The organism is Thalassoglobus sp. JC818 (genome assembly GCF_040717535.1).
In the GTDB taxonomy this organism is placed as follows: Bacteria; Planctomycetota; Planctomycetia; order Planctomycetales; family Planctomycetaceae; genus Thalassoglobus.
Genome location: NZ_JBFEFI010000003.1, coordinates 184236 through 204894 on the forward strand (window position 1 = coordinate 184236; position 20659 = coordinate 204894).

The window sequence follows — 20659 nt, forward strand, 5'->3', positions numbered from 1 at the left end:
CTCACGACTAGCGAAGCACTTTTCCAATCTTGCCAACTGTGGCTGATGCCGCGGTCGAATTCCCGAGGTCTTCGAAGTCGCGAAATGTCCAGACGACTTCTTTGTCTCGATTGACTTCGATCAGCTGCGGATTCTCTGGGCCAGCATGACAATTTCCAATGATGATGTTTCCGTTTGGAAGGACTTCCAGAGAAGTCACCCAGGCGAGAGTAATGCCCGGCAGATCGTTCTGGTGAATCTCCCAGACAATTTCTTTCTCAGGAGTCACTTCCAGCACACTGTGTCCATTCCCCGTTGCGATGAGAGTGTTCCCGTTCGGAAGTCGCAATGCGTTGAACACCTGATTTCCGAAGGCTTCGGGACCGTGACCGTTCGCTGGCTCTTTTCCAAAGAGCGGAACATCGTAATTCCAGACGATCTTTCCATCGGCGTTGTACTCTGTGACTCGCCCGTCAGCTTCATGGCAGACGAGATAGTTTCCATTGCTCAGTTTGTGAGCTTGTCGAACATCGCGATGAGGGTGAAGTTCTTTCACCTTGTAATTGAATTGATGAACAATCTTTCCGCTCGGATCAATTTCGATCACTCGCCCAATCCCGTTTTCCACGATCATCGTGTTGCCATTCTCGAGACGTTGGAACGCGTGAACTTCCAGCTTCTTGCCTTCGTTTCCATTGCTGTTGGCAGCATCGTATTCCCAGACAACTTCGCCTGATGGATCAATCTCAACGATCTTTCCCCATCCTTGCTGGACGATCAGGTTTCCATTTTCGAGTTGCTGAATGCGATGAACGGATCGAACCTTGTCGCACTTCCAAACTGCTTTGCCACCTTTATTGAAGCGGACAATCTGCCCCTTGTCGGCAGCGACGACTTGATGTCGTTTTGAGGAAACCTCTGCGCCCTCAGCCAATACAGGGACGAGGCAAGTCAGAGTTAATGCGAGCAGCGTGAATGATTTCATTGCATAAACCGAGTTGAAACGAGTGAGCACAAATCAGCGAAGGATTCGAGATCCGGATTGTTTTTTCTAGCGAGTTGGTTCGACAGATCAGTCAACTCGCATTGAAAATTGAACCGAATTGCCGAGCGAATGTCGAGGCAGGGGCGATACACGCGACAATTGACGCAACTCTCTTGAGTTGACTTGTCAGTCCTGTGCGCGCTCTGAGAGTTTGGTTCGCGTCAAGCGTGGAGATTCGATCACTCAGTCTCGCTCGTCCGTGGAGGAATAGAGAGGCCGGTGTCGGATGGGTGTTTCAAGAATGAGGGTGCACATCGCAGTCAGATACAATCGCCCGGCATCCTGGCTTCTTTCTTGAAAAGCCCCCAACGGGCGTTTCGGATGCCAGCTTCCACGTTGTGATCCAGACGACGTTTGATTTTCGACGATGAGCTGGCTCGTCTTGCCAAACCATTCGTCCCATTCCTTCGAATCAAGGTTGTGCAAGACTTGCGCGACGTAGTACCAAGCATAGACATTGCGACGCCGTGAAGCCCATTGCGGCTCGTGCTTTAAATCAGTCAGCGTACGCACGCCGACTCGCAATGGAGTGTAGTCAGAAGGCCATCCCAACCACTGTCGACAGAGAAGCCCTTCCGCCGTCATCGACAATCGTTGCGATTCTTCGGCGGGGAAGTCAGGACGATAGCGATAGAACGACTCTGAATGCGGCGTCTCCTGAACCGAATTCAAAAACTGCTCAGCCAAGAGAAAAGCTTGAAACTCAATCGGAATCTCTGCGACTCGACCGGAATGGAGAGCCATCAATGCCCACCCTGTCACCGAAAGGTCGCCGATTCCATCTTCGGTCAAAGGGCGATATCTCCATCCTCCCAGCTTCGGGTTCTGTGCCCGTACGAGGTAGTCGACCGCCCGCGTCGCTGGCTCACGAAGTGATTCATCTCCAGTCAGTGCCAGTGCTTCGCAAAGCACAATCGTTGCTTGTGAATGCGCATAAAAATGAGCTTCCCGTCCCTGTTCTTCGATGTCGAACAAGTTTCCATCAGATCGCTGAACGCTTTGAAGCCACTTCAGACCATTCGCGACGACTTCTTGATGATCACCTGTTTGATGAGTCTGCCCGCTGCCCAGAAAGGCAAGCAAAGCAAGTGCAGTCGCCCCGGTTCGTGTCTCAATCGATCCCCCGTCCGGATAGGGGCCACGCAGATCCCAAGAGCCATCGGAAGCTTGCTGTCGGGCCATCCACGCTGTCGCCGACTTGATCGCTTGATACAAAGAATCGTCGGACGAACCAGCCTTTCCATTCGGTTCAGAAAAGCCCTTTCTCAGTTCAAAGACCTCCGAAACCGGCACCAGGCTCAATTCCACTGGCGAGTCAGCAACGTCACTCGAATCACGTTCTGAGGATCCGTTCGAAGACTTCGACTCTTCTTCCGAAATCGAATCATTTCCGTTCGATTGTATTGACACGGAAGGGATCGCGATTGGGCTGACTTCGGTGGCTGGTTTCTCGGCGTCCTGCTTATCGACGCGGGTAGACCATCCGAGTTCGATCACGTTCGAAGGGTCAGTTGGAAGTCGAATGATGATCCAGGCCAGAATGAAGAGCAGAACGAGATGGAAGACGACGCTAAAGCCCACGCCGGGCAGACTTGCCATAAGGTTCCGAGAAACCCGCTGCCAGTCAGCCTGACGATATCTGCGGATTCGCTCAATCGAACGCGGCGTGCGACGCGGACTGCGCTCTCGCTTCCGTTTTCGCCTCGGTTCCTGAGAATCCCCAGTTTCTGACATCGTTCCTCGCCAAATTTTCCCCAGTCAGGGACCGCTTCTCCGTGGGACTTCTCACCATCGTCCAGCTTGCGCCTGGCTGTCATTCGGATGGTGAACGCGGAGTTTCCTCAAGCCAATCTCCACAATTCAACGCCAAAGATTCTCCAGTTTCGCAGAACGTCCCATAAAGAAAAAGTTCCCCCATACGAGTTCATCGGGAACAGCTTCAAGTCGCACGGTTGACCGAAGCCATTGTTCGACTAAACTTTCCAACCATTGCGGTTGTGGCGGAACTGGCAGACGCGCAAGATTCAGGTTCTTGTGTCCGATAAGGACGTGGAGGTTCGAATCCTCTCAACCGCATTGATTTCTGAGGGCCGAAGAGTTTTACGGAAGTCATTGCTGTAGCGTTTCTTACGCTAACCTTCTTTGAAGTGTGGCAAACCCTTTCTTCAGTCATTTACCACATTCAATGTGACAAGCATCCGAAAGAGCGAGGGCTCGCATCTCACGCCTGGTGTGGATGGCAGTTCTCATATTGTCGAAAGACACACGCGTTTGCGTCGATGTGAGAGGTTTTTACCTGCTTTCTGGGTCTAATTCGAGCGTCGAGATTTTTGGGCTGGTTGATGTTGGATTGCCGTCGGGAGAAGGATGACTGGGAATGCTTCAATGATTGTTGAGCCGGTGTGGTTGGGCTTCGCAGTGACTTCGAGTAGCCATCAACGTGCAAGCGAACTGTAGAGGCTGAGTGGTTGATGTTCGTCGTGCTCCGCTGGGTAGCAAGTCGGTGGGTGCATTCGGTCCAGGGGTTGAGTACGCGACTTTGCAGTGTCAGTGGTTGCGATGAAGAGATTGAACATACTCTGGTTGAAGACGCTATGACCGAAGTCGCCCGGGGGTAGAATCTTTTCGACGTGATTAGGCGTCTAGATCAAACCTCCATGGCTTGCTCGGTATGAGAATTGGTCCAGAGGGGCGTTAGGGTATACTGCTTTTACCTTCTTTCGGTCGACTTCGGCGGCTTGGTCATCTCTGATCAAGTGGAAGTAAAACGCTCGGTGGAAATAGGGCTGCCAGGTTTCCTCACTCAGTTCAATACTCTTGTTGTATGCTTCAAGTGCTTGCTCATTTCGGTTTGCACTCAACAAGAGCATTCCACGAACAAGATGGACTTGCGACTGTTGTTCATTGTCTACGCATACGGATGCATAGAAGTCGATTACCACCAGAGCCTCTTCGATGCTGAATTCCTGGCGGGTGTTCAGTTCATTTAAGTCTCCAATCATTCTCGATACGCATGCACTTTCTGTGTTAAAGAAAACGATTTCGCCTTTTGTGTTGATGTCGCTTATTGCTGACCTCAGGATCCACTCGGCGTCGTAAAATGTCGGGCCCTCAATTCGAGCAGGAGAAAAGCACCCAAGTCGTAAGGTGGCCAGAAGCAACAGGATCGTTGTGAAAGCTTGAGATTGTGCATTGTACGTCATGTCTATCACACTTCCGACGGGTTGGGGTTCTTGGGTCGGGGAAAGATGTAGTACAGGTTGATATATGAGATGTTAGCGAGGAGTTAGAGTGTTCGAGAGTTAATCGGATGGACATCAAGGATTGATTGTTAGTGGTTTGATTGTATTCGGGGAATCGGTGTCGCTCTGTGAGTTGTGCTCTTTTCAGGATTTGGTGAGGTCGTTGAGGGGCTTCCGAACTGTCTTGGCTGGACCGGTTTCTCACGGTGTCGGTCGCCCATTCTGTGTTTCTCTGACGATAGGTGACCTATAGTCTTGGGTCGACTGGCTCGCTTTCTAGAGCCAGCACGCCGAAGACGCATTCGTGGACTCTTCGAAGTTGTCCCTTTTGGACGAACCGTTCTAGTGCTTCAATGCCGAGGGCAAACTCGCGAAGGGCCAGCGACCGTTTACGACCAAGGTTTCGGTTTCTCAGACGAGGCAGATTTTCTTCGGAGTCGTAGTCGGGGCTGTAGATGATTCTCAGGTATTCCTTTCCACGACATTTGATGGCGGGCTGTGCGAGCCCCTTCCTTCCGCGCACGATCCATTCGTTCGGTTTGACGACCATTCCTTCGCCGCCTCGTGCGGTGAGGTTCGTCCACCAGTCGATTCCGGTTGCGATGCTGTCGAGGTCGGTGAGATCGATGACTTGGAAAGCCGTTTCCAGCAAGAGGTCAGTATCTTCTTGGCAGACTTTCGCGAGTGTCTGCATGTGCCAAGCATGGTCCTGATCGATGTGAACTTTTCCTTCAGTCGCCAGCAGGTGGAAGGGAGCAAGTTTTAAGTCGCTGAGGGAGTTGACGGTCCAGCAGTATTGACGGTAGGCAGAAGTGAATTTTTCGATGCTGTGGCTGCGACCACGAAGGCGATTCAGGACTTCGGTCGTCTTCGATTCGTCGGCTCCGTGCATTCGGGCTGCGGCTTGTTCGAGAACGGTGATGGCTTCCGGCAAAGAGGCACTTCCCGCTGCTCCGACCGCGGCGTATTGTGAACGGAGTAGCTCTTGAGCCTTGGCAGACCACGGCATCAGTTCGCAGTCAAGGCAGGCCCACGATGTTTCGAACTGCTCCCAAAATCCGGAGTTCGTCATGGCTGTCCGCAGTCGGTCAAGAAACATCGATTCCAGGTCGGTGTCGTTGAAGAAGCGTCTGCCTGTGCGGGTGTAGACGATGCCTGCCTCACCTTCGGTCACACCAAAGCGCGTTCGGGCGGCATCCTCGTCTCGACACACTACAACGACGGCTCTTGATCCCATGTGTTTCTCTTCACATACGACCTTCGAAGCCCCCTGGCTTCGATAGTACGAGAACGCTTCGGCGGGGTGTTCCAGCAATCCTGGTTCGTTCGAGGCTTCTGACGGAGACATCGTGGGAGGCAAGTAAATTAACCATTTCGGATTGGCAGCATATCGGCTCATGACCTCCAGGGCTGCAGTGGCATTCTCCTCGCGGATGGTTACGGTTCGTCGAAGTCGAGTCGAAATGATCCGCTTCCCGAGGACATCTTCCACATCGAGAATGTCATCGTGCAATTGCTGAGAGGACAGTGTGTCTTCTCTGTCATACGTGAGGAATGGTCGCGATGGTTCGCAATAGGTCTGCTTTGCCGGAACTGAGACGAACTCTTTTTCCGGGTAGCGAAGGGCAGTGAGTTTCCCACCGAAGACGCAGCCTGTGTCAATATTTACCGTTTGATTGAGCCACTCCGGTTCAGCGACTGGGGTGTGACCATAGGCGACCATTGCCGAGCCGCGATAGTCGGCAGCCCAGTTGAATCGCACCGGCATTCCAAATTCGTCGGTCTCTCCGGTTGTGTCTCCATATAGGCAGAATTCACGAACTTTGCCGCTACTGCGACCTTGATATTCCTCCTTGAGGCCAGCGTGAGCAACAACAAGCTTGCCGTTGTCGAAAACGTAGTGACTCACGAGGCTGTCGAGAAACTCGGTCAACTCCGTGCAGAAATAAGTTCTTGCTGCTTCGGGAAGAGCCTCGATCTGTTCGATTGTTTCTGCGAAGCCGTGTGTCAGTTGTGGGTTCTTACCCTGCAACTTGCGCAGCAGCTTCATGTCATGGTTGCCCGGAACACAGATTCCAGCTCCCATTTTGACCATGTTCATGACGGTCTGATACGTCCCGACAACATCTGGCCCGCGGTCACACAGGTCACCGACGAAAACTGCCTTTCTCGTTGGATGTGCGTACCAACTTGAACCAAAACTCGGGTTGTTTTGTGGTTGATGAGATTCACATCGGTAGCCCAACTGCTGCAATAACTCTTTCAATTCTTCGCAGCATCCGTGAACGTCTCCGATGATGTCAAACGGTCCGAGTTCGTCCCGTCTGTCATTCCAAAGCGGAACTCGCTCGATAGTCGCCGAATCGATCTCTTCGACGGAATCCATTGCGAAAATATGTCGAAAGCCTTCTCGCTTTAGTTTCTTAATAGAACGCCTCAGTTGTGATCGCTGTTGTCGGATAACATGCGGGCCGAATTGTCGATCATCACGGTCTCGGTTTCGTTCGTGACACACCTTTTCTGGAGGATTTAACACAATCGCAACGGGCAGGCAGTGCTGTTTCCTGGCCAGCTGAACGAGTGGTCGGCGTGCTTCCGGTTGAACGTTGGTGGCATCGATAACAGTTAGAAGACCTCGAGTCAGACGTTTGGCTGCAATGTAGTGAAGCACATCGAAAGCATCATTTGTCGCAGCTTGATTATTCTCGTCGTCGCTGACGAGTCCGCGACAATAGTCGGACGACAGTACCTCGGTCGGTAGAAAGTGCTTCCGCGCGAAGGTGCTCTTCCCCGAACCGCTGGGGCCGATGAGGACGACAAGTGAGAGTTTTGGGATATTGATCGTCATTCGATAATTTTCGAATCTTGGTCACTAAACAGGTTGACGCACTGCTCTTCCGCGTCAAACGCAATCTCGTCTATAAGCCAGTTCGGTGCTGCGTTTTGTTGGCGAAGCAGACGAGCTGCACTGGACCGACACAGTTGGCATGGTGTTTCAAAGTATGCAATTAGCGCCAATTTCGAACAATCAGCGTGAGAGTTGGCCTCGAGGACTTTAGTTATATCCATTAGTGTCGAATGCTGCTCATACTTGCCCTCCGTGAATTTCAGTGCTTTCAGTATCCGGGATTCATCTCCGACTTCAAAGTTGTTCACGAACTGCTTGATCGCTACATCAAAAGATCCTTTCGAAAGTTGTTCAGCAGCGAAATTGCGAATGAAGGAGTTTCTGTTCATGGAAAGTGCAGCGATCGCAGCACTTCGTACTGCAGAATCGCTATGTTGACAGAGGTCGATAAGATGAGAGTCAAACTCAGGTAACGGTCGGTTGGAGAAAACTCTCAGCAGACGGCTGAGCACGTTTGGATTGGCTGAGGCGCGGAGTGCGTTGAAAACCGTTTGCAATTCTGAGTCGCTCGCTTGCATGCCCCAAGCTTGGAACCAGAAACATCGATCTTGCCCTTGCGCTGCTTCGCAAATTTCGTTCGAAGAGATTGATGCTATGTGAGTTCGATAAGACTTCGTACTGTCGGACTGCTTAACGGACTGCTTCAGCCATTGATCATAGTAACATTTCAGGCCGGGGTTTGTCGATGAGGTCAATATACTGTGAAAACGTCTCTCTCCGAAATTCTCAATCGCTGAGTGGGCGAGGCCTCCGTCATCCCATTCCCAGTCAGTTGTTGTCATTCGCTCTCCGCGTATTCGGGCAGCAAATTCGAAAGCTTGCTCTCCGTCCAGTGAAATGATCTCTTTCTCACCGAGCCACAAACTGTCTGCGACCGGTTTCGTTTCAACGATTTCATAAAGTCGACGACGGAAAGTATCGTTGCCTTCTTTCGCGTAGTGAAAAGCGATCTCACAGAGTTGGTTGACGCTTTGTTCATCATCTAATTGAGTCAAAGCCTCCAGTATCGGGGCGCGAAACCGTTCGGTAGCTTCCATTCTCTGGACTATCTTCCAAAGCCATTCGCTGCGAGAGTTCTCGCACTGCTGGTCGAATCGTTGGTCGTGGAGGCATGCTTCAAGCACAATTTCATCTGACAAGCATTTGGATGATGCCCAAGCCCATGTTCGTCCGAGACCTTTCTGCAAGGCGTCGCGCTGTTGCTCGGTTGTCGGTACTGGTTGTGGCGCGTAATCGATCAAATCCATGTCTTCAGTCTATTTTCCATCCAGGCGAAGCCGAACCAGCAGGTCATTGAGCGCCGCTGAGCCGCTCGGTTGTTCTGGAAGGGTGCATTGCTCGAAAGCTTCTTCAAGCTCTGAACGAAGTCGCTCGTATTCTTGAGAGTGAAACGACATGTCAGCCTGATCGAGTGTGACTTTCTCCGTCCCGGAAACTTTTCGATCGATGAGGTCAGGCAAGTACGGCAGCTTAAATGTCTCGTTCAGATGGATAAGGTTCGCCTCTACCTCGTCCGTTCTCATCAGGTGAATTCCTGTCAGTAGAACTCGATAGACATATAAGAGCGGCTTCACTCGCGGCAAACCAGCATGATTGGGTTGGCATTCCTTCTGGAACAGCTTCCATTGAGTGGTTGCAAAGCCGAGGTAGTGGTGGGCGTGATGTTTTGTCAGGCAGTCAGTGGCAATGGCCTTGAGTTCATCGTGCTCCGGCGTCGTGTGGACGATGAGCGGTGAAAGCACCTGCTCAAGGACGTATCCATTCTTTTTAAGCATCATCTCGAAGAACTTCTTGGCATCATGAGTCACGAGGTCGATCTCCAAACCATCATGGATGCCCGACTTTTCGATCGTCTCTAGGCTGGGATTCAGGCCTACGACTTCTTCGAGCGGGAGCAGGTGGGCTCCCCGCAAATCAAAGTCCGAGTCAGGAGACGGAAAGCCGTACAAGTGCGCTCCGCTGATCGTGGCGAAGAGCAGTGGATAGGGATGGTTGTTCACTTGTTGTTGAAGTCGTGGATCAATGGTCATGATTTGGGTTCCTGATCTTGACCAGTCGGTCTGAACTCATGAGTGATTGAGATGGTGCCAACGATGTTGTCGTTGAATTCATCGAGGTGTTCAGCAGGAATCCAGTATTCTCTCAGTTCTCTCCCGCCAGCTTCGTGGATTTCGTAGCGGTCGAGAAAGAACTTCATCACGTCGAAACGAAGCACATAGCCGACGTACTGCGAGTTCGGGTCTTTCGTGTTCCAGTCCCGGGAAATGCGAATGGCATAGTCTTCGGTCAGAACTGGATAGAATATCGGTTGCCACTCCAAACGAGGCGGAAATCGTTTCCAATCAGCGGCCTCGATCAGGTCGAGTTCAGCTTGTCCAACTGGACGGAATAGAGTTGTGATGCTCCTCTTACTTATGTTTGCCATTATGTTTCATATTGCTTATTAAGTTGAGACTCTGCGATCTCCTGAAAGAGCGGTTTGAGTGCTGCTTGGAGACGTTGCTTCCAATCAACAGCTGTTCCCGGGATTGTGGGATACTCTTTGACAAAATCGTCCCACTCGACACTCCAGTTTTGGATCTCTTCAGCTGTGAAGTTTCTGTAGTGACTGTAGTGCAGAGTCTCATCGGCCTCGAAAGTTCGTTTTAAAAGATCGGCACTGATCTTCGAATGTTCTGCTAACAAGACGGCATCGTACAGATCTTTTCCCATGGCAAAGCAGTCCGTTGCCAACCAGAGCAGTTTCCAGGCCAATGACTGTTCGATAGTCGCTGTTCGCAACGGAATAGGAGAGAAGGGACCGACAATGACATCGGTGAATTGTGGTTGCGATGGCATAGCCTCGCCGAAAACGAAATCCATTTGAATCGTTCCGTTGAGACGTGGATCGCTAGTCTTCCACGGGACGATAATTCGCCTCCCTGGAGCCTTTTCGTATGTCCAGATTTCGTCAGTTGCAAACGGTGTGTCCGGAATGTGTAAAGAATCGTCCACAACCGATCCGCGCAGAAGCTCGACAAGTTCCTCAATTAATTTCCTGGCTGGCTGTTGATTGATGCTCCAATTTTGCGGGGTAACGACCCAGTCCAGATCTCCTGGCTGCCTTGCCTGTTCACCGAACCAGGTGCGCAGCAAAACGCTGCCACGCAGAACGAGATGCTCAGCACATTCGGATTCGCTGATCAGTTTAAGAATATGGTGAAGTACCTTCAGACGGTTTGTCTGCCACAGCTTCTCAACATCGGGCGAAGCGAACTGCGGTTCGCCAGCCCGAAAGCCTTCAACGAAGTGACGCAACGCGGGGTCGAAGTATTTTGGGCGAGACGTTCCCGAATTCGCGATTCCAGCTTCAAGAGTGCTTGGTGTCGATTGTGGGATCTTTGACTTCGAAGAAGTTCGTGACGCTGCAGTTGTTATGCGGACGATTGACGTCGGTCGTAATACTGCACGTTCAAGCAGTTTCCGTATCCACTTCACGTTCTCTCCATCCATCCAGAGTCGAGTTCGAAGTTGGTGTCATAAAGTACGAATTCATGTTCAGACTCAACGATTTCGATTCCTTCAGTATGAATCACATCGATGAGTTGATTGAATTGTTTGTAGCTTGTCGATAGCTCAGCCTTGTACACGCGCTGAGTGACAAAACGTTCTTGCATCCCGTCATCGCGGTGACGTCGAGCGTTTAGTGAGAGATGACCTCCATTGCGTTTCACGAATCTGGAGAGTTGATCGAAATCCGTTTCTCGTGGCAGCAGCAGTTTGAAATGATGCTCAAAGTATTGTTTGTGAAATGATCGGTTCGGGGGTAGTTCGATCTGAGTTTCTGCAACGGGCAGTTCCAGTTCAATTTTGGTTCGGGCAACTTGGAATTTGTTCTGCGCAAGCTGCAGAGCAACAGATTGCGACCGCTTGAGCTGTGCTTCAAGAGTTCCTTGCCCTCGAAAGGAAATCATTGGCTGCGAAGGTGTGTTTCCACTGTCAAGGACGATGTGTGTCCACTTGAAGTCGTGGGCTGTTGCCCAGTCCTTTGCTCTTGTTGAGTCGCTGTTCGCGTCAAGAAGCAATGTCATATGAGTTTCAAAACGTGAGTTTGTCTGAGGTTTCATTACAGCTCTCCAGCGGCAGCCCTCCGAGCTTTGATGAGAAACGCATTCGCTCTTTCATAGTTAGGTCGTTCCGGCAACTTTGTCCCGCTCAGTGCTTTGTCGAAGTCTGAGTGCAGGGCGAGTCGCCACTTCTCAGTTTCCTCCCAAGGTACCTCGCCTCTTTTGATTGCCAGGAGTTGGTCGCGGTGTTCATCTATCTGGACAGACACAAACCCATCTCGCAGCACTTTGATCCCAGAAATGAGTAACCGAATCAAATGCATGACGTGTTTCCACTTCACTTGGCCCTGATTGCGGATGTCTGCCTGCATCTTCTTGAACTGTGACATGACATAGCCGTTGTACGTCTGGTAGACGAGTCGAGACAAAAAAATCTCTCTGTTCGCCAGCAATTCGTCGGTCAACGGTGTTGTTTTCTCTATCAATGGAGAGTAGAGGCACTCCAGCACGTTTGGGTTCGCTTTCAACGCGAGTGTCAGGAACTTTTGGATCTCCCAGTAGGCTTCCTGTGTTGGCTCGCATTCGAGTTGTTCCGGAACACCATAAAGCGACCAGTGCAGTTCAGCAGGCGGCAAGTAGAATCCACGTCGGTCGATGTCCGACTGGTCGTCCGCCAAGCCGTATGCCTGCGAGCCAATAATGCATTGAAAGATTACCCGCTCGAACAGATCGCTGCTGCCTGCTGTGAGATTGCTGTCACCGATCTCACCTTCCTTAAACTTGGCCAGCAGGGTCAATTCGCTAGTTTTGAGAGCCTCTTCGATGCCATCGGGAAACCGGACTCTGTAAGAGTGTTCAAGGTCTCTTGGTGCTTTGACCACAACACCGACCGAACCGCGAGGATGCAGCGTGCGACCGTTCTGGCCAACGATTTCCTTCAGTGCGACAACCTGCGTGCCGACTGAGAATATCAAGTTGGGATGGATGTGAACTCGTTTAGCCACGCTCGAAAACTCCCATTTGTGTCGGCGATCCGGCTTCCTCGTCTTCCGGTCCGACCGGAAGGAAACGAACCGAGTAACCGTTCTGTTCACTAACTCGATGGGCCCAGTCTTGGAACTCCTGACGCGTCCACTCGAACCGATGATCGGAGTGCCGGAATTGGCCAGCTGGCAGTGTTTCCCACATGACGTTGTATTCTTGATTTGGAGTTGTCAGAACGATTGTCTGAGGCCGGGCGAACTCGAACAAAACTCGCTCAAAGGCAGACAGTCTCGGTGGGTCAAGATGTTCGATGACTTCGACCACCGCTGCCGCGTCAAAGCCTTCCAGTCGTTTATCTCGGTAGATCAGTGAGCCATGAATTAACTCTATCCGCTCGACTTGTCGATCTGGAAGTCGTTCATAACCAAGCCTTCTCACTGCACGCTCCAGGGATTGCACCGACACATCCATGCCTACAATTTTTTCGAATTGACGATCCTCAAGGAGTACACGAAGGAGTTTCCCTTCGCCACAGCCTAGGTCGAGCACAGACTTGGCACCACTTGCTCGGAGCGCTGTCGTGACCGCACCATGGCGTTGATCGTTGAGGCTCAACGTCTTCTCGAGTGTTTCTTCCTGCTGCTCCTTTGCTGCCAGCTCATTCGATATCCCGTCGCCCTCATCATCGATCAGCCGGGCGAGCGCCTCTCGATAAAGAATGGACCGATGTTTAAGGTAACGACGCGTTATGTGTTCCTTTTCCGGGTGAGTAGCCAACCAACCGCCCCCCTTAGTCAGCAACTTCTCCAGTTCATCTTCACCGACGAAGTAGTGCTTCTCGTTGTCAAACACGGGAATCAGTACGTACAAGTGCGTGAGCAGTTCGGAGAGTGTCTTCGTCCCTTGTATTGTGGCTGAGTAGTAAGGACTCTCGCCCCACTCGGGGAACTGTTCGTCAAGCGGATGCCGCACAGCTTCAACTGCATAGCCCAGAGGTTCAAACATGCGATGAAGGAATCCCTCACCACCCCGGACGGGTAGGACATCCAGACGAGCAGTCAATGGGATCTCAGTTGTGACGAGTTCCGGTCGATCTTTGCAGCGACCGCCCATCGCTGTGCCGAAGACTTGTGCAATTGCCACACTCATGAAGGATGAAGCGACATACGGCCGGTCATTCACGTAGTGGCCGAGCAAGAAGCTCGCGTTCCGATTCTTTCCGCGAACCATGCCGATCGGGTCGACATCGAGCATTAAACACGCCGTGCAGCGGTCTTCCGTGGCTTCGGGATAGAAGACGTGGGCCTGCCCGAAGCTGAGATGAAAACTCTGAAAGCGATCTGGATGCTTGTGCAGTAAGTACCCAAGGTCGCTGGCCGGTTTGTGTTTCGTGGAAATCGTCAGGAGCATGAGCACATCTTACTTGATGTCACTGGCTGGGAAGCGAGTTCTGATTATCTGTGTCGAACCCTGTTATCACCATCCTGGGACACTCAATCGACGTCAATGGCTCGCACTTCACAGCAAGTTTTCAGGTCGCCGCCAAAGATGCCGCTTGCTTGAAACGATGTGTCGCCGAGGAAGGACCTCAATAGATGCCTTCACGTAAAGCTTTCGGACATGTCGTTCAGTGAGGCAACTACACGTTCAATACGGTATGTGCAGATCTGTTGTGATGGACGTGGAGCAGATTTGTCTTAGAGTTCTTGAAGTGCACAGCTGAACGATTTCAGTTTTCGCGATTCAGAATCGTTAGTTGGCGTTCCGCATTTACAGAATCACTCTTGAAGAAGAGATTGAGGAATCGAAATCCTGACACTGAAACTCTTCGATTGGATCGAACTGCGCGTTCACTGGCGACCAAATGAATTTGTACTGCTGACTGGTCGAGTGCCGTCCTGAGGGCACGCTGGTATTTGACGTTCGATCGAATCCAGGCACCGACGAGTGATTGCATAGGAACTTTATCCGTAGAATCTCGATCGGTTCTTCATCGAGTTGATGACCGATCTCCAAGCTACTTTCGTGTAGGCAGTAGTCCCTCACTCTACCAAATTCCTCAAGTCGATTCTGGGCGGATGCGGTAGAGGAGGCTGTAGAGTGTGGGGACCATCACCATGGTGAGGAGTGTTCCGGCGATCAGGCCGAAGAAGATTGTGACTGCCAGCGCGACCCAGAAAACGTCCTGAAGCATTGGAAGCACTCCCAGCACCGTTGTTCCGGCGGCGTTGACGACCGGGTTCAAACGAGAGACTGCTGCTTCGACGACGGCGTTGTATGGAGTGAGTCCTTTCGAGAGGTTGGAATTCACTTCATCCAGTAGCACAACAACATTCTTGATCATCATGCCTGAAAGGCTCATCGCTCCGAGCAGGGCGATAAATCCGAAGGGGGTCTGTGTCATTAACAAACCGCTGGTGATTCCGATCATGACAAAGGGGATCACCATCATGCAGATCAGCATCGGTCGAAAAGCGTTAAACAGTGCCACGAGAATGAACAGCATCACAACCAGTGCAGGCACGATGCCTGGGACGAGCGCGTCTTGAGATTGCTTTGCGCTCCAGTATTCACCGTCCCAATCGAGTCGATATCCCGGCGGCAGTTCGATCGCTTCAAATTTTTCTAAAACGGAGTTACGAAGAGTTGGGGCTGTGACGTCGTTGGGGGAACACTGAACTGTGATCGATCGCCTGCGATCCCAACGCCAGATGATTGGATCTTCCCAGGGAAGTCGAATTCCATCGATCACCTGTAAGACGGGGATGGAGTGAGAGGAGAGATGCGAAGTGACTTGTAATTCATCAATTGCAGCTGCCGCTTGGACTCGCTCTTTCTCGATGTTTCGAGCCACGATCGGAATGAGATCGTCCCCTTCGCGGAATTGTCCGACAACAATTCCATCGGATGATCGTTTCATTGCCCGGGCGAGATCTTCTCTGGATACTCCTGCCCACCGGGCGCGCTCATCGCTGAATTCGGGAATGACTGCTCGAGTTCGTTCTCTCCAGTTTACACGCACTTCTTTGGCATCCGGAGACTCACGAAGAATGTTGGCACCTTGTTCGGCGAGATTTCTTAAGATCTCAGGATCAGCGTTCGCTGGCCCACTGAATCGTGCTTCGATCTTCCAATCGTCGAACGCGCCGACGGCATACTTTCTCACGCGAACCATCGCTTCCGGGACGTTCGCGCGGACCCAAGCATCGGTCTCCGCGACAAGCTGATTGACGCCGTCGAGCGAATTTGTGTTGACGATAATCTGAGCGTATGAGGAGTAAGGATCTTCTGCACTCACCGGGAGGTAAAACCGGGGCGGACCTTTTCCAACGAAGGCACTTGTCGATGTCGTCGCTGGGTGTTTCAGCAGGAACTGCTCGATCTTCTCAAGATCGGCACTTGTCTGCTGAATTCGGGTTCCTTGCGGAGCCCAGTAATCGATCATCACCTGTAAGCGACTGGAGTCTGGAAAGTAGAGCTTTGGGACGAAACGAAAGCTGACGAAAGAGACTGCCAGCAGGCCGACCATGCATCCTAAAAAGAGGATTCGGTAGCGAATCGTCCAACTCAGCAAGCTTCGAAAACGCTGATAAAGTTTCCCTTGGTAGGGGGAGTCTTCAGCCTGACCCGGTTTAGGGGCTGGCAACATCGCCATGCACATGATCGGTGCGATGGTGACGCAAAAGACCCAACTGAGAACCAACGAAATGGCAACGACTGTGAACAGGCTTCCCGCATATTCTCCGGTGTCGTAGCTGGAGGCGAAGATAGGATAAAACGCCATGCAGGCAACCACAGTCGCTCCCAGCAGCGGCCATGCTGGACCAGAAGCTGCTTCAATCGCTGCTTTTCTGCGGTCCATTCCCTGAGCGATCCGAATCATGATTCCATCGGTGACGACAATGGCGTTATCGACCATCATTCCCATCGCGATGATCAAAGCCCCGAGGGAAATTCGATGCAGATCGATTCCGAAAATCGCCATGACGATGAACGTTCCGAGGATCGGAAAGACGAGACCGCTAATCCCGATAATAATTCCGGCACGTACCCCCATTGTGATCGCCAGCAACGCGAGCACAATGGCGACGGCTTCGAGAAGACTGATCATAAACGCGCGAATCGACTCGCTCACCTGATCCGACTGCCATGAGATTCTCTCGACATTAATGCCCACCGGAAGTTCGGCGACCAACTCGGAAATTCGCTGATCGATTCTTTGTCCGACGGTGACGATATTCTCTCCAGCACCCGGAGCAAGTGCCATTGCAATCGCCTGCCGGCCATTGTGTCGCAGCATCGAACTTGGAGGTTCGACGTAACCGAAAGAAACCGTGGCGAAATCTCGGATTCGCACGATTTCGTTTCGACCTTCGATCACGCTGGTGATCGCGAGATTTCCAATATCCTCAGGCGTGTGAAATTCTCCTGTCGGAGCGACGCGGAGTCTTTGAGTATCCAGGTCCACTCCGCCTGCATCAACGACCAGATTCTGTGTCTGAAGCGTTTGCATCACCTGGTTAGGCGTCAAACCCAGAGCGGCTAATTGAGCGTTTGAAACTTCAATGTAGACTCGCTTGTCTTGTGCTCCCCACAGGTCCACTCGAGCGACGCCGGGGACGACACTCAGCTCTTTACGCATATCTTTGACATAGCGTTCAAGCTCCGCGTAGCTGTATCCGTCACTGCTGACAGCTAGGAGAAAACCGAACACGTAACCGAAGTCGTCTCCGACCTTCGGCTTCCCGGCACCGGGAGGCAGCGTCGGTTCGATGTCTTGGACTTTCTTCCTGAGATTGTCCCAGACCTGTGGGAGCCGATCTGACCAGTAATTACTTTTAATGTCGACTTTTATAATCGACAAGCCAGCCCGAGAATTGGAGTAGACGTTTTTTAACTCCACCATCTCCTGCAGCTTTGTTTCAATTCGATCAGTTACTTCCAGTTCGACTTGTTCTGCGCTCGCGCCGGGATAAGTCGTTGTGATGACGGCAGTTTTTACAGAGAACTCAGGGTCTTCCAACTGCCCCAGCTGGAAGTAACAAAAGATACCACCCACCACGATTAGAAAAATCGCGAAATAGGTGATCGCCCGATTGTCGATCGCCATTGAGGTGAGATTCATCGGTTCACTTCCCTCCTTCGTTGAGAATCGTGACTTTCTGACTCTCACGAAGTGAGTTGACACCGGAAGTGATCACCCATTCGCCGCGTTCCAGTCCTTCCACAACAGTGAGCCCGAACGGAGTTAATTCTCCGACTTGAATTTCACGTCGAGTGACTTCTCCTCCCCCTTCCGGAACGATCCAGACGAAGTTCTCTTGTCCTGTTTCCGCCGCAAATATCGCAGCAGGAGGAACAATGATTGCACCTTCGTCGGCCTTCTCTCCCTCTTCCGGCTTGTTCTGTACCGTCGCAGCCATGCCTGGAAGAATCCGCACATCCTCCGGTTGATCGATCTCTACAGTGACCGGGAAAGTCCGCGTTGTTTGAGATGCTTCGCTTCCGATTTTTGTGACATGACCGACAAACTCCCGGTCTGCAAAGGCATCAAAGTGACAGCTGACCTGTTTGACTAGCGGGACTAATGGGATCACGCTTTCTGGAATCTGGATGGTGATTTCGATTCTAGAAAGATCCAAAAGCCGCACGATTGGCTGCTCTGTTTGAACGGTTTGAAAATTCTCGACATATGTCGCGGCGATCTCTCCACCGAATGGTGAATGAAGAACGGAATCGTCGAGTTGATTCTGAGCCGCACTGACAGCTGCCTCGAGCGCGCGAATCTCAGATCGCTTAGCTTCCAGGTCTTCCGGCCTGGCTCCTTTCATTCCAATGTTCAATGACTCTTTCGCAGTGGCCAGCTGCGCTTCCGTCCGTGCAGCTCTTGCTTCAGCAATTTCATAGTCCTGCTGAGTCGTCGCTTGACGCTCCATCAATCGCTTCTCGCGATCAAATTCGAGCACTGCTTGTTGGTGCGTTGCTTCTGCCTCTGCGACTGCCGATTTAAGTTGCTCGATTTCCTCAGGACGAGCACCGGTTTCCATCGCAGATAAGTTGGCTCGAGCCCTCTCCAGATTCCCTTGGGCACTCGCCAGGGCGACCTGAAAATCACGAGGATCGATCACCGCGATGACGTCCCCCTTCCTCACCGTGTCTCCGACTTCGACGGGAAAGGAAATGAGCGGGCCAGAAACCTGAAATGATAGATCGACCTCATCTCGAGCGGCAGCTCGCCCAGGAAACTGCCGTCCTTTAACGCCTGTCAGATCGCCGAGTTTCATAGCTCGGACAGGACGAATCGTTTCCACCACCTGTTTCTGTTCCTTGCAACCAGCGCTTAGGAACAGGCTTAAAATCAATGTGGTGACTACTGGACGCAGAGAGAAACATGGCGAGTGCTTCTCTGGATCCGCCTTTTCGCCGCATCGCCGCAGAGCGTGGTGTGTCATAATTGTTACCTGTCGTTCATCGACGAATCTCGATTTCGTCTCACCCATCTGAAGGGTTAAACCTTATCTCTCTTGTGCAGCTTGTCATTTACTATAGATTAAATGATGGTGAACAATCTGTGATCGTTCGTTGTTATCTAAAACAGTGCTCTTACGGATCAGGTCCAGTTGTTGCAATCTCCGTCACTCCGAGCGAGGTTTTTCAACCCGTGCTGTCTGGCTCAAAAACTCGCCAATTGAACTCGACGCAGGTGATTCTAATGACACAGGGAATCCGTGGCTAGAGACAGACTCGTGACCGTTTGTTTCTGTTGAGAGTCGCTTGGCTGAACCGTTTTCGGCTCGCTGGAGACTGGGGCGATCGCTCCAACAGGTTCTCCGAACTCTGGACGAATTGCGAATCAATCTGGTATGAAAATCGATGGCAAGTTAGTTCTCTCATTTGAGAGCAAGCGGGTCTCCACGTCTTCGACACGGAATCGAATTGCAGCACGAAGCGCAACGGGAAAGGCAACAACCCAGAAGCATTCGGTCATTCTAAAGTTCGCGGTTGACAAAGACGCTTTGACATCTGATCTATTAAAACAGTGAAGCAACAATTGGGATGCGATTCATGGATCCTGGTTTTAGACAAAAACTGATTTCACTGGATGCCGAGCTCTTGCAGCTCGTCAAGCCAGTCAATGTGCTGAAATATCTCAATTGGCCCGACTACGTGGAGGAGAGCTTTCTTGACCAATGGAATGCCGGCCGGCCCGAATTGCCACAAGTCGAACTTCAGGTCCCTGATTGGCGTGATTTGGTTGTATCGCTTGATGACTTCATTTCTCGCTGTGAAGGCGACGACCCGCTTGTGCAATTCTTGCGTTCGACCGCTTGGAGTTATGCAGAAGCTGCTCGAATGCTGATGGCAGCGGGGACTGCTCAGTTCACAGAACGGTCGATCAATCTCTACGGTCGACCTGATGATCTCTACCAGACCCAAACGTTCACCGGACTCGATGCGGCAACGTTCTTGCTGGAGAAGACGGATCACCTCCTGAAAGCCCAGCATCTCTCATCTGCAGAGGCGAATGTCGCTGCGCCTCTGTTCGCCGAGCGACTTCAGAAAGCTGTCGACGACTATTTTACAGACGATAAAGTCAGCATTGTTGTGGACGATGAGTTGTCATCGAAAGCCATAGCAGGCACTTCGCGCATCCGCATTCGCGGGTCAGCTCTGTTTTCCGAACTTGATTTCGACCAGCTTTACCATCATGAAGCTCTTGTTCATTCTGCGACGGCAATTAATGGCAAAAGGCAAACGTCTATGAAGTGTTTGAGTCTCTCCGCTCCTCGGACGACTCGCACTCAGGAAGGAATCGCGGTCTTTGCGGAACTCGTCACAAGGTCAATCGATATCAATCGACTCCGACGCCTTGCCCTTCGGGTGAAATCGCTCGATCAAGTCATCAATGGTGCCGACTTCATCGACTGCTTCAAGATGTTTTTGGAGGGAGGACAGACTGAGCGTGAAGCCTTTAAGTCAGCTCAACGCATCTTCCGTGGTGGGGACGTCCGAGGCGACGTCGCCTTCACAAAAGACAGCGCATACTTGAAAGGCCTCATGGAAGTCCATGTTTTGATGAACGTTGCGATCCGCGATAATCAACCGCAGGTGATTCAATGGCTCTTCGCCGGACGACTCGCAACAGGTGACGCAATCAGTTTACAGCCCTACTTCGACAACGGATTCCTCGACCCGCCGAAGTATGTTCCACCCTGGGCGCGAGATACAAGCCGCTTAGCTGCATCGCTGGCCTACTCTTCATTCATGATGAACGTCAACCTGTCAGCAGTCAGTCTGGACAGCTTCGTCGATGCAACCAGACGAAGCGACTTCAGTGGCGAGGATTGAAATCACCTCGGCTGCGTATATGGGATGATTGGATGACGGATGAATCCAGGCCAATGGAAATAGGGAAAACAGATGTTGCCAGGAAGGTATTAATCTTGCTTCGGCC

General features: G+C 51.7%; 14 protein-coding genes and 1 tRNA gene. 2 read left to right on the forward strand and 13 right to left on the reverse strand.

The window, feature by feature from the left end:
* Nucleotides 1–7: 7 nt before the first annotated feature.
* Together AB1L42_RS08635 and AB1L42_RS08640 are read right to left on the reverse strand one after the other, a co-directional pair.
* A complete protein-coding gene (locus AB1L42_RS08635; protein ID WP_367053368.1) occupies nt 8–964 on the reverse strand; it encodes a PQQ-binding-like beta-propeller repeat protein in 957 nt (318 codons plus the stop codon).
* A 243-nt stretch (nt 965–1207) separates the two neighbouring features.
* Nucleotides 1208–2623, reverse strand: a complete 1416-nt coding sequence (locus AB1L42_RS08640; RefSeq protein ID WP_367053370.1) for a hypothetical protein — start codon at nt 2621–2623, stop codon at nt 1208–1210.
* 392 nt (nt 2624–3015) lie between these two features.
* Between AB1L42_RS08640 and AB1L42_RS08645 the strand changes: the two genes are divergently transcribed.
* Nucleotides 3016–3100 (forward strand) — tRNA-Leu (locus AB1L42_RS08645).
* Nucleotides 3101–3666: 566 nt separating this feature from the next.
* Here AB1L42_RS08645 and AB1L42_RS08650 read toward each other — a convergent pair.
* From AB1L42_RS08650 to AB1L42_RS08700, 11 genes are all read right to left on the reverse strand, one after another.
* A complete protein-coding gene (locus AB1L42_RS08650; protein ID WP_367053371.1) occupies nt 3667–4227 on the reverse strand; it encodes a hypothetical protein in 561 nt (186 codons plus the stop codon).
* Nucleotides 4228–4513: 286 nt separating this feature from the next.
* Nucleotides 4514–7114 carry a polynucleotide kinase-phosphatase gene (locus AB1L42_RS08655; RefSeq protein ID WP_367053372.1) on the reverse strand — a complete coding sequence of 867 codons (2601 nt, stop codon included), beginning with the start codon at nt 7112–7114 and terminating at the stop codon, nt 4514–4516.
* Entirely contained in the window at nt 7111–7692 is a 582-nt protein-coding gene (locus AB1L42_RS08660) for a HEAT repeat domain-containing protein (protein ID WP_367053374.1), read from the reverse strand. The genes AB1L42_RS08655 and AB1L42_RS08660 overlap by 4 nt, the downstream gene beginning before the upstream one ends.
* 738 nt (nt 7693–8430) lie before the next feature.
* On the reverse strand, nt 8431–9204 hold the full coding sequence (locus AB1L42_RS08665; protein WP_367053376.1) for a nucleotidyltransferase domain-containing protein: 774 nt from the start codon (nt 9202–9204) through the stop codon (nt 8431–8433).
* Complete coding sequence (locus AB1L42_RS08670) at nt 9201–9599, reverse strand: hypothetical protein (RefSeq protein ID WP_367053378.1); 399 nt, start codon at nt 9597–9599, stop codon at nt 9201–9203. The genes AB1L42_RS08665 and AB1L42_RS08670 overlap by 4 nt, the downstream gene beginning before the upstream one ends.
* Nucleotides 9599–10651 (reverse strand): nucleotidyl transferase AbiEii/AbiGii toxin family protein, encoded by a 1053-nt coding sequence (locus AB1L42_RS08675; RefSeq protein ID WP_367053380.1) that lies wholly within the window; start codon nt 10649–10651, stop codon nt 9599–9601. The genes AB1L42_RS08670 and AB1L42_RS08675 overlap by 1 nt, the downstream gene beginning before the upstream one ends.
* Nucleotides 10648–11280, reverse strand: coding sequence for a hypothetical protein (locus AB1L42_RS08680; protein WP_367053382.1), 633 nt, complete (start codon nt 11278–11280; stop codon nt 10648–10650). Before AB1L42_RS08680 ends, AB1L42_RS08675 begins: the two co-directional genes overlap by 4 nt.
* Nucleotides 11280–12224 carry a nucleotidyltransferase domain-containing protein gene (locus tag AB1L42_RS08685; RefSeq protein WP_367053384.1) on the reverse strand — a complete coding sequence of 315 codons (945 nt, stop codon included), beginning with the start codon at nt 12222–12224 and terminating at the stop codon, nt 11280–11282. Before AB1L42_RS08685 ends, AB1L42_RS08680 begins: the two co-directional genes overlap by 1 nt.
* Nucleotides 12217–13614, reverse strand: coding sequence for a 3' terminal RNA ribose 2'-O-methyltransferase Hen1 (locus AB1L42_RS08690; RefSeq protein WP_367053387.1), 1398 nt, complete (start codon nt 13612–13614; stop codon nt 12217–12219). The genes AB1L42_RS08685 and AB1L42_RS08690 overlap by 8 nt, the downstream gene beginning before the upstream one ends.
* A 649-nt stretch (nt 13615–14263) precedes the next feature.
* Entirely contained in the window at nt 14264–17329 is a 3066-nt protein-coding gene (locus AB1L42_RS08695) for an efflux RND transporter permease subunit (protein WP_367053389.1), read from the reverse strand.
* A 4-nt stretch (nt 17330–17333) separates the two neighbouring features.
* On the reverse strand, nt 17334–18518 hold the full coding sequence (locus AB1L42_RS08700; protein WP_367053391.1) for an efflux RND transporter periplasmic adaptor subunit: 1185 nt from the start codon (nt 18516–18518) through the stop codon (nt 17334–17336).
* Nucleotides 18519–19269: 751 nt separating this feature from the next.
* Between AB1L42_RS08700 and AB1L42_RS08705 the strand changes: the two genes are divergently transcribed.
* Entirely contained in the window at nt 19270–20553 is a 1284-nt protein-coding gene (locus tag AB1L42_RS08705) for a flavohemoglobin expression-modulating QEGLA motif protein (protein ID WP_367053393.1), read from the forward strand.
* Nucleotides 20554–20659: the final 106 nt, after the last annotated feature.

Coding starts and splice junctions, on each gene's coding strand:
- AB1L42_RS08680 (WP_367053382.1), bottom strand. CDS start 11,280: ATGAAACCTCAGACAAACTCACGTTTTGAAACTCATATGACATTGCTT.
- AB1L42_RS08690 (WP_367053387.1), bottom strand. CDS start 13,614: ATGCTCCTGACGATTTCCACGAAACACAAACCGGCCAGCGACCTTGGG.
- AB1L42_RS08635 (WP_367053368.1), bottom strand. CDS start 964: ATGAAATCATTCACGCTGCTCGCATTAACTCTGACTTGCCTCGTCCCT.
- AB1L42_RS08655 (WP_367053372.1), bottom strand. CDS start 7,114: ATGACGATCAATATCCCAAAACTCTCACTTGTCGTCCTCATCGGCCCC.
- AB1L42_RS08660 (WP_367053374.1), bottom strand. CDS start 7,692: ATGCAAGCGAGCGACTCAGAATTGCAAACGGTTTTCAACGCACTCCGC.
- AB1L42_RS08705 (WP_367053393.1), top strand. CDS start 19,270: ATGGATCCTGGTTTTAGACAAAAACTGATTTCACTGGATGCCGAGCTC.
- AB1L42_RS08640 (WP_367053370.1), bottom strand. CDS start 2,623: ATGGCAAGTCTGCCCGGCGTGGGCTTTAGCGTCGTCTTCCATCTCGTT.
- AB1L42_RS08650 (WP_367053371.1), bottom strand. CDS start 4,227: ATGACGTACAATGCACAATCTCAAGCTTTCACAACGATCCTGTTGCTT.
- AB1L42_RS08670 (WP_367053378.1), bottom strand. CDS start 9,599: ATGGCAAACATAAGTAAGAGGAGCATCACAACTCTATTCCGTCCAGTT.
- AB1L42_RS08695 (WP_367053389.1), bottom strand. CDS start 17,329: ATGAATCTCACCTCAATGGCGATCGACAATCGGGCGATCACCTATTTC.
- AB1L42_RS08665 (WP_367053376.1), bottom strand. CDS start 9,204: ATGACCATTGATCCACGACTTCAACAACAAGTGAACAACCATCCCTAT.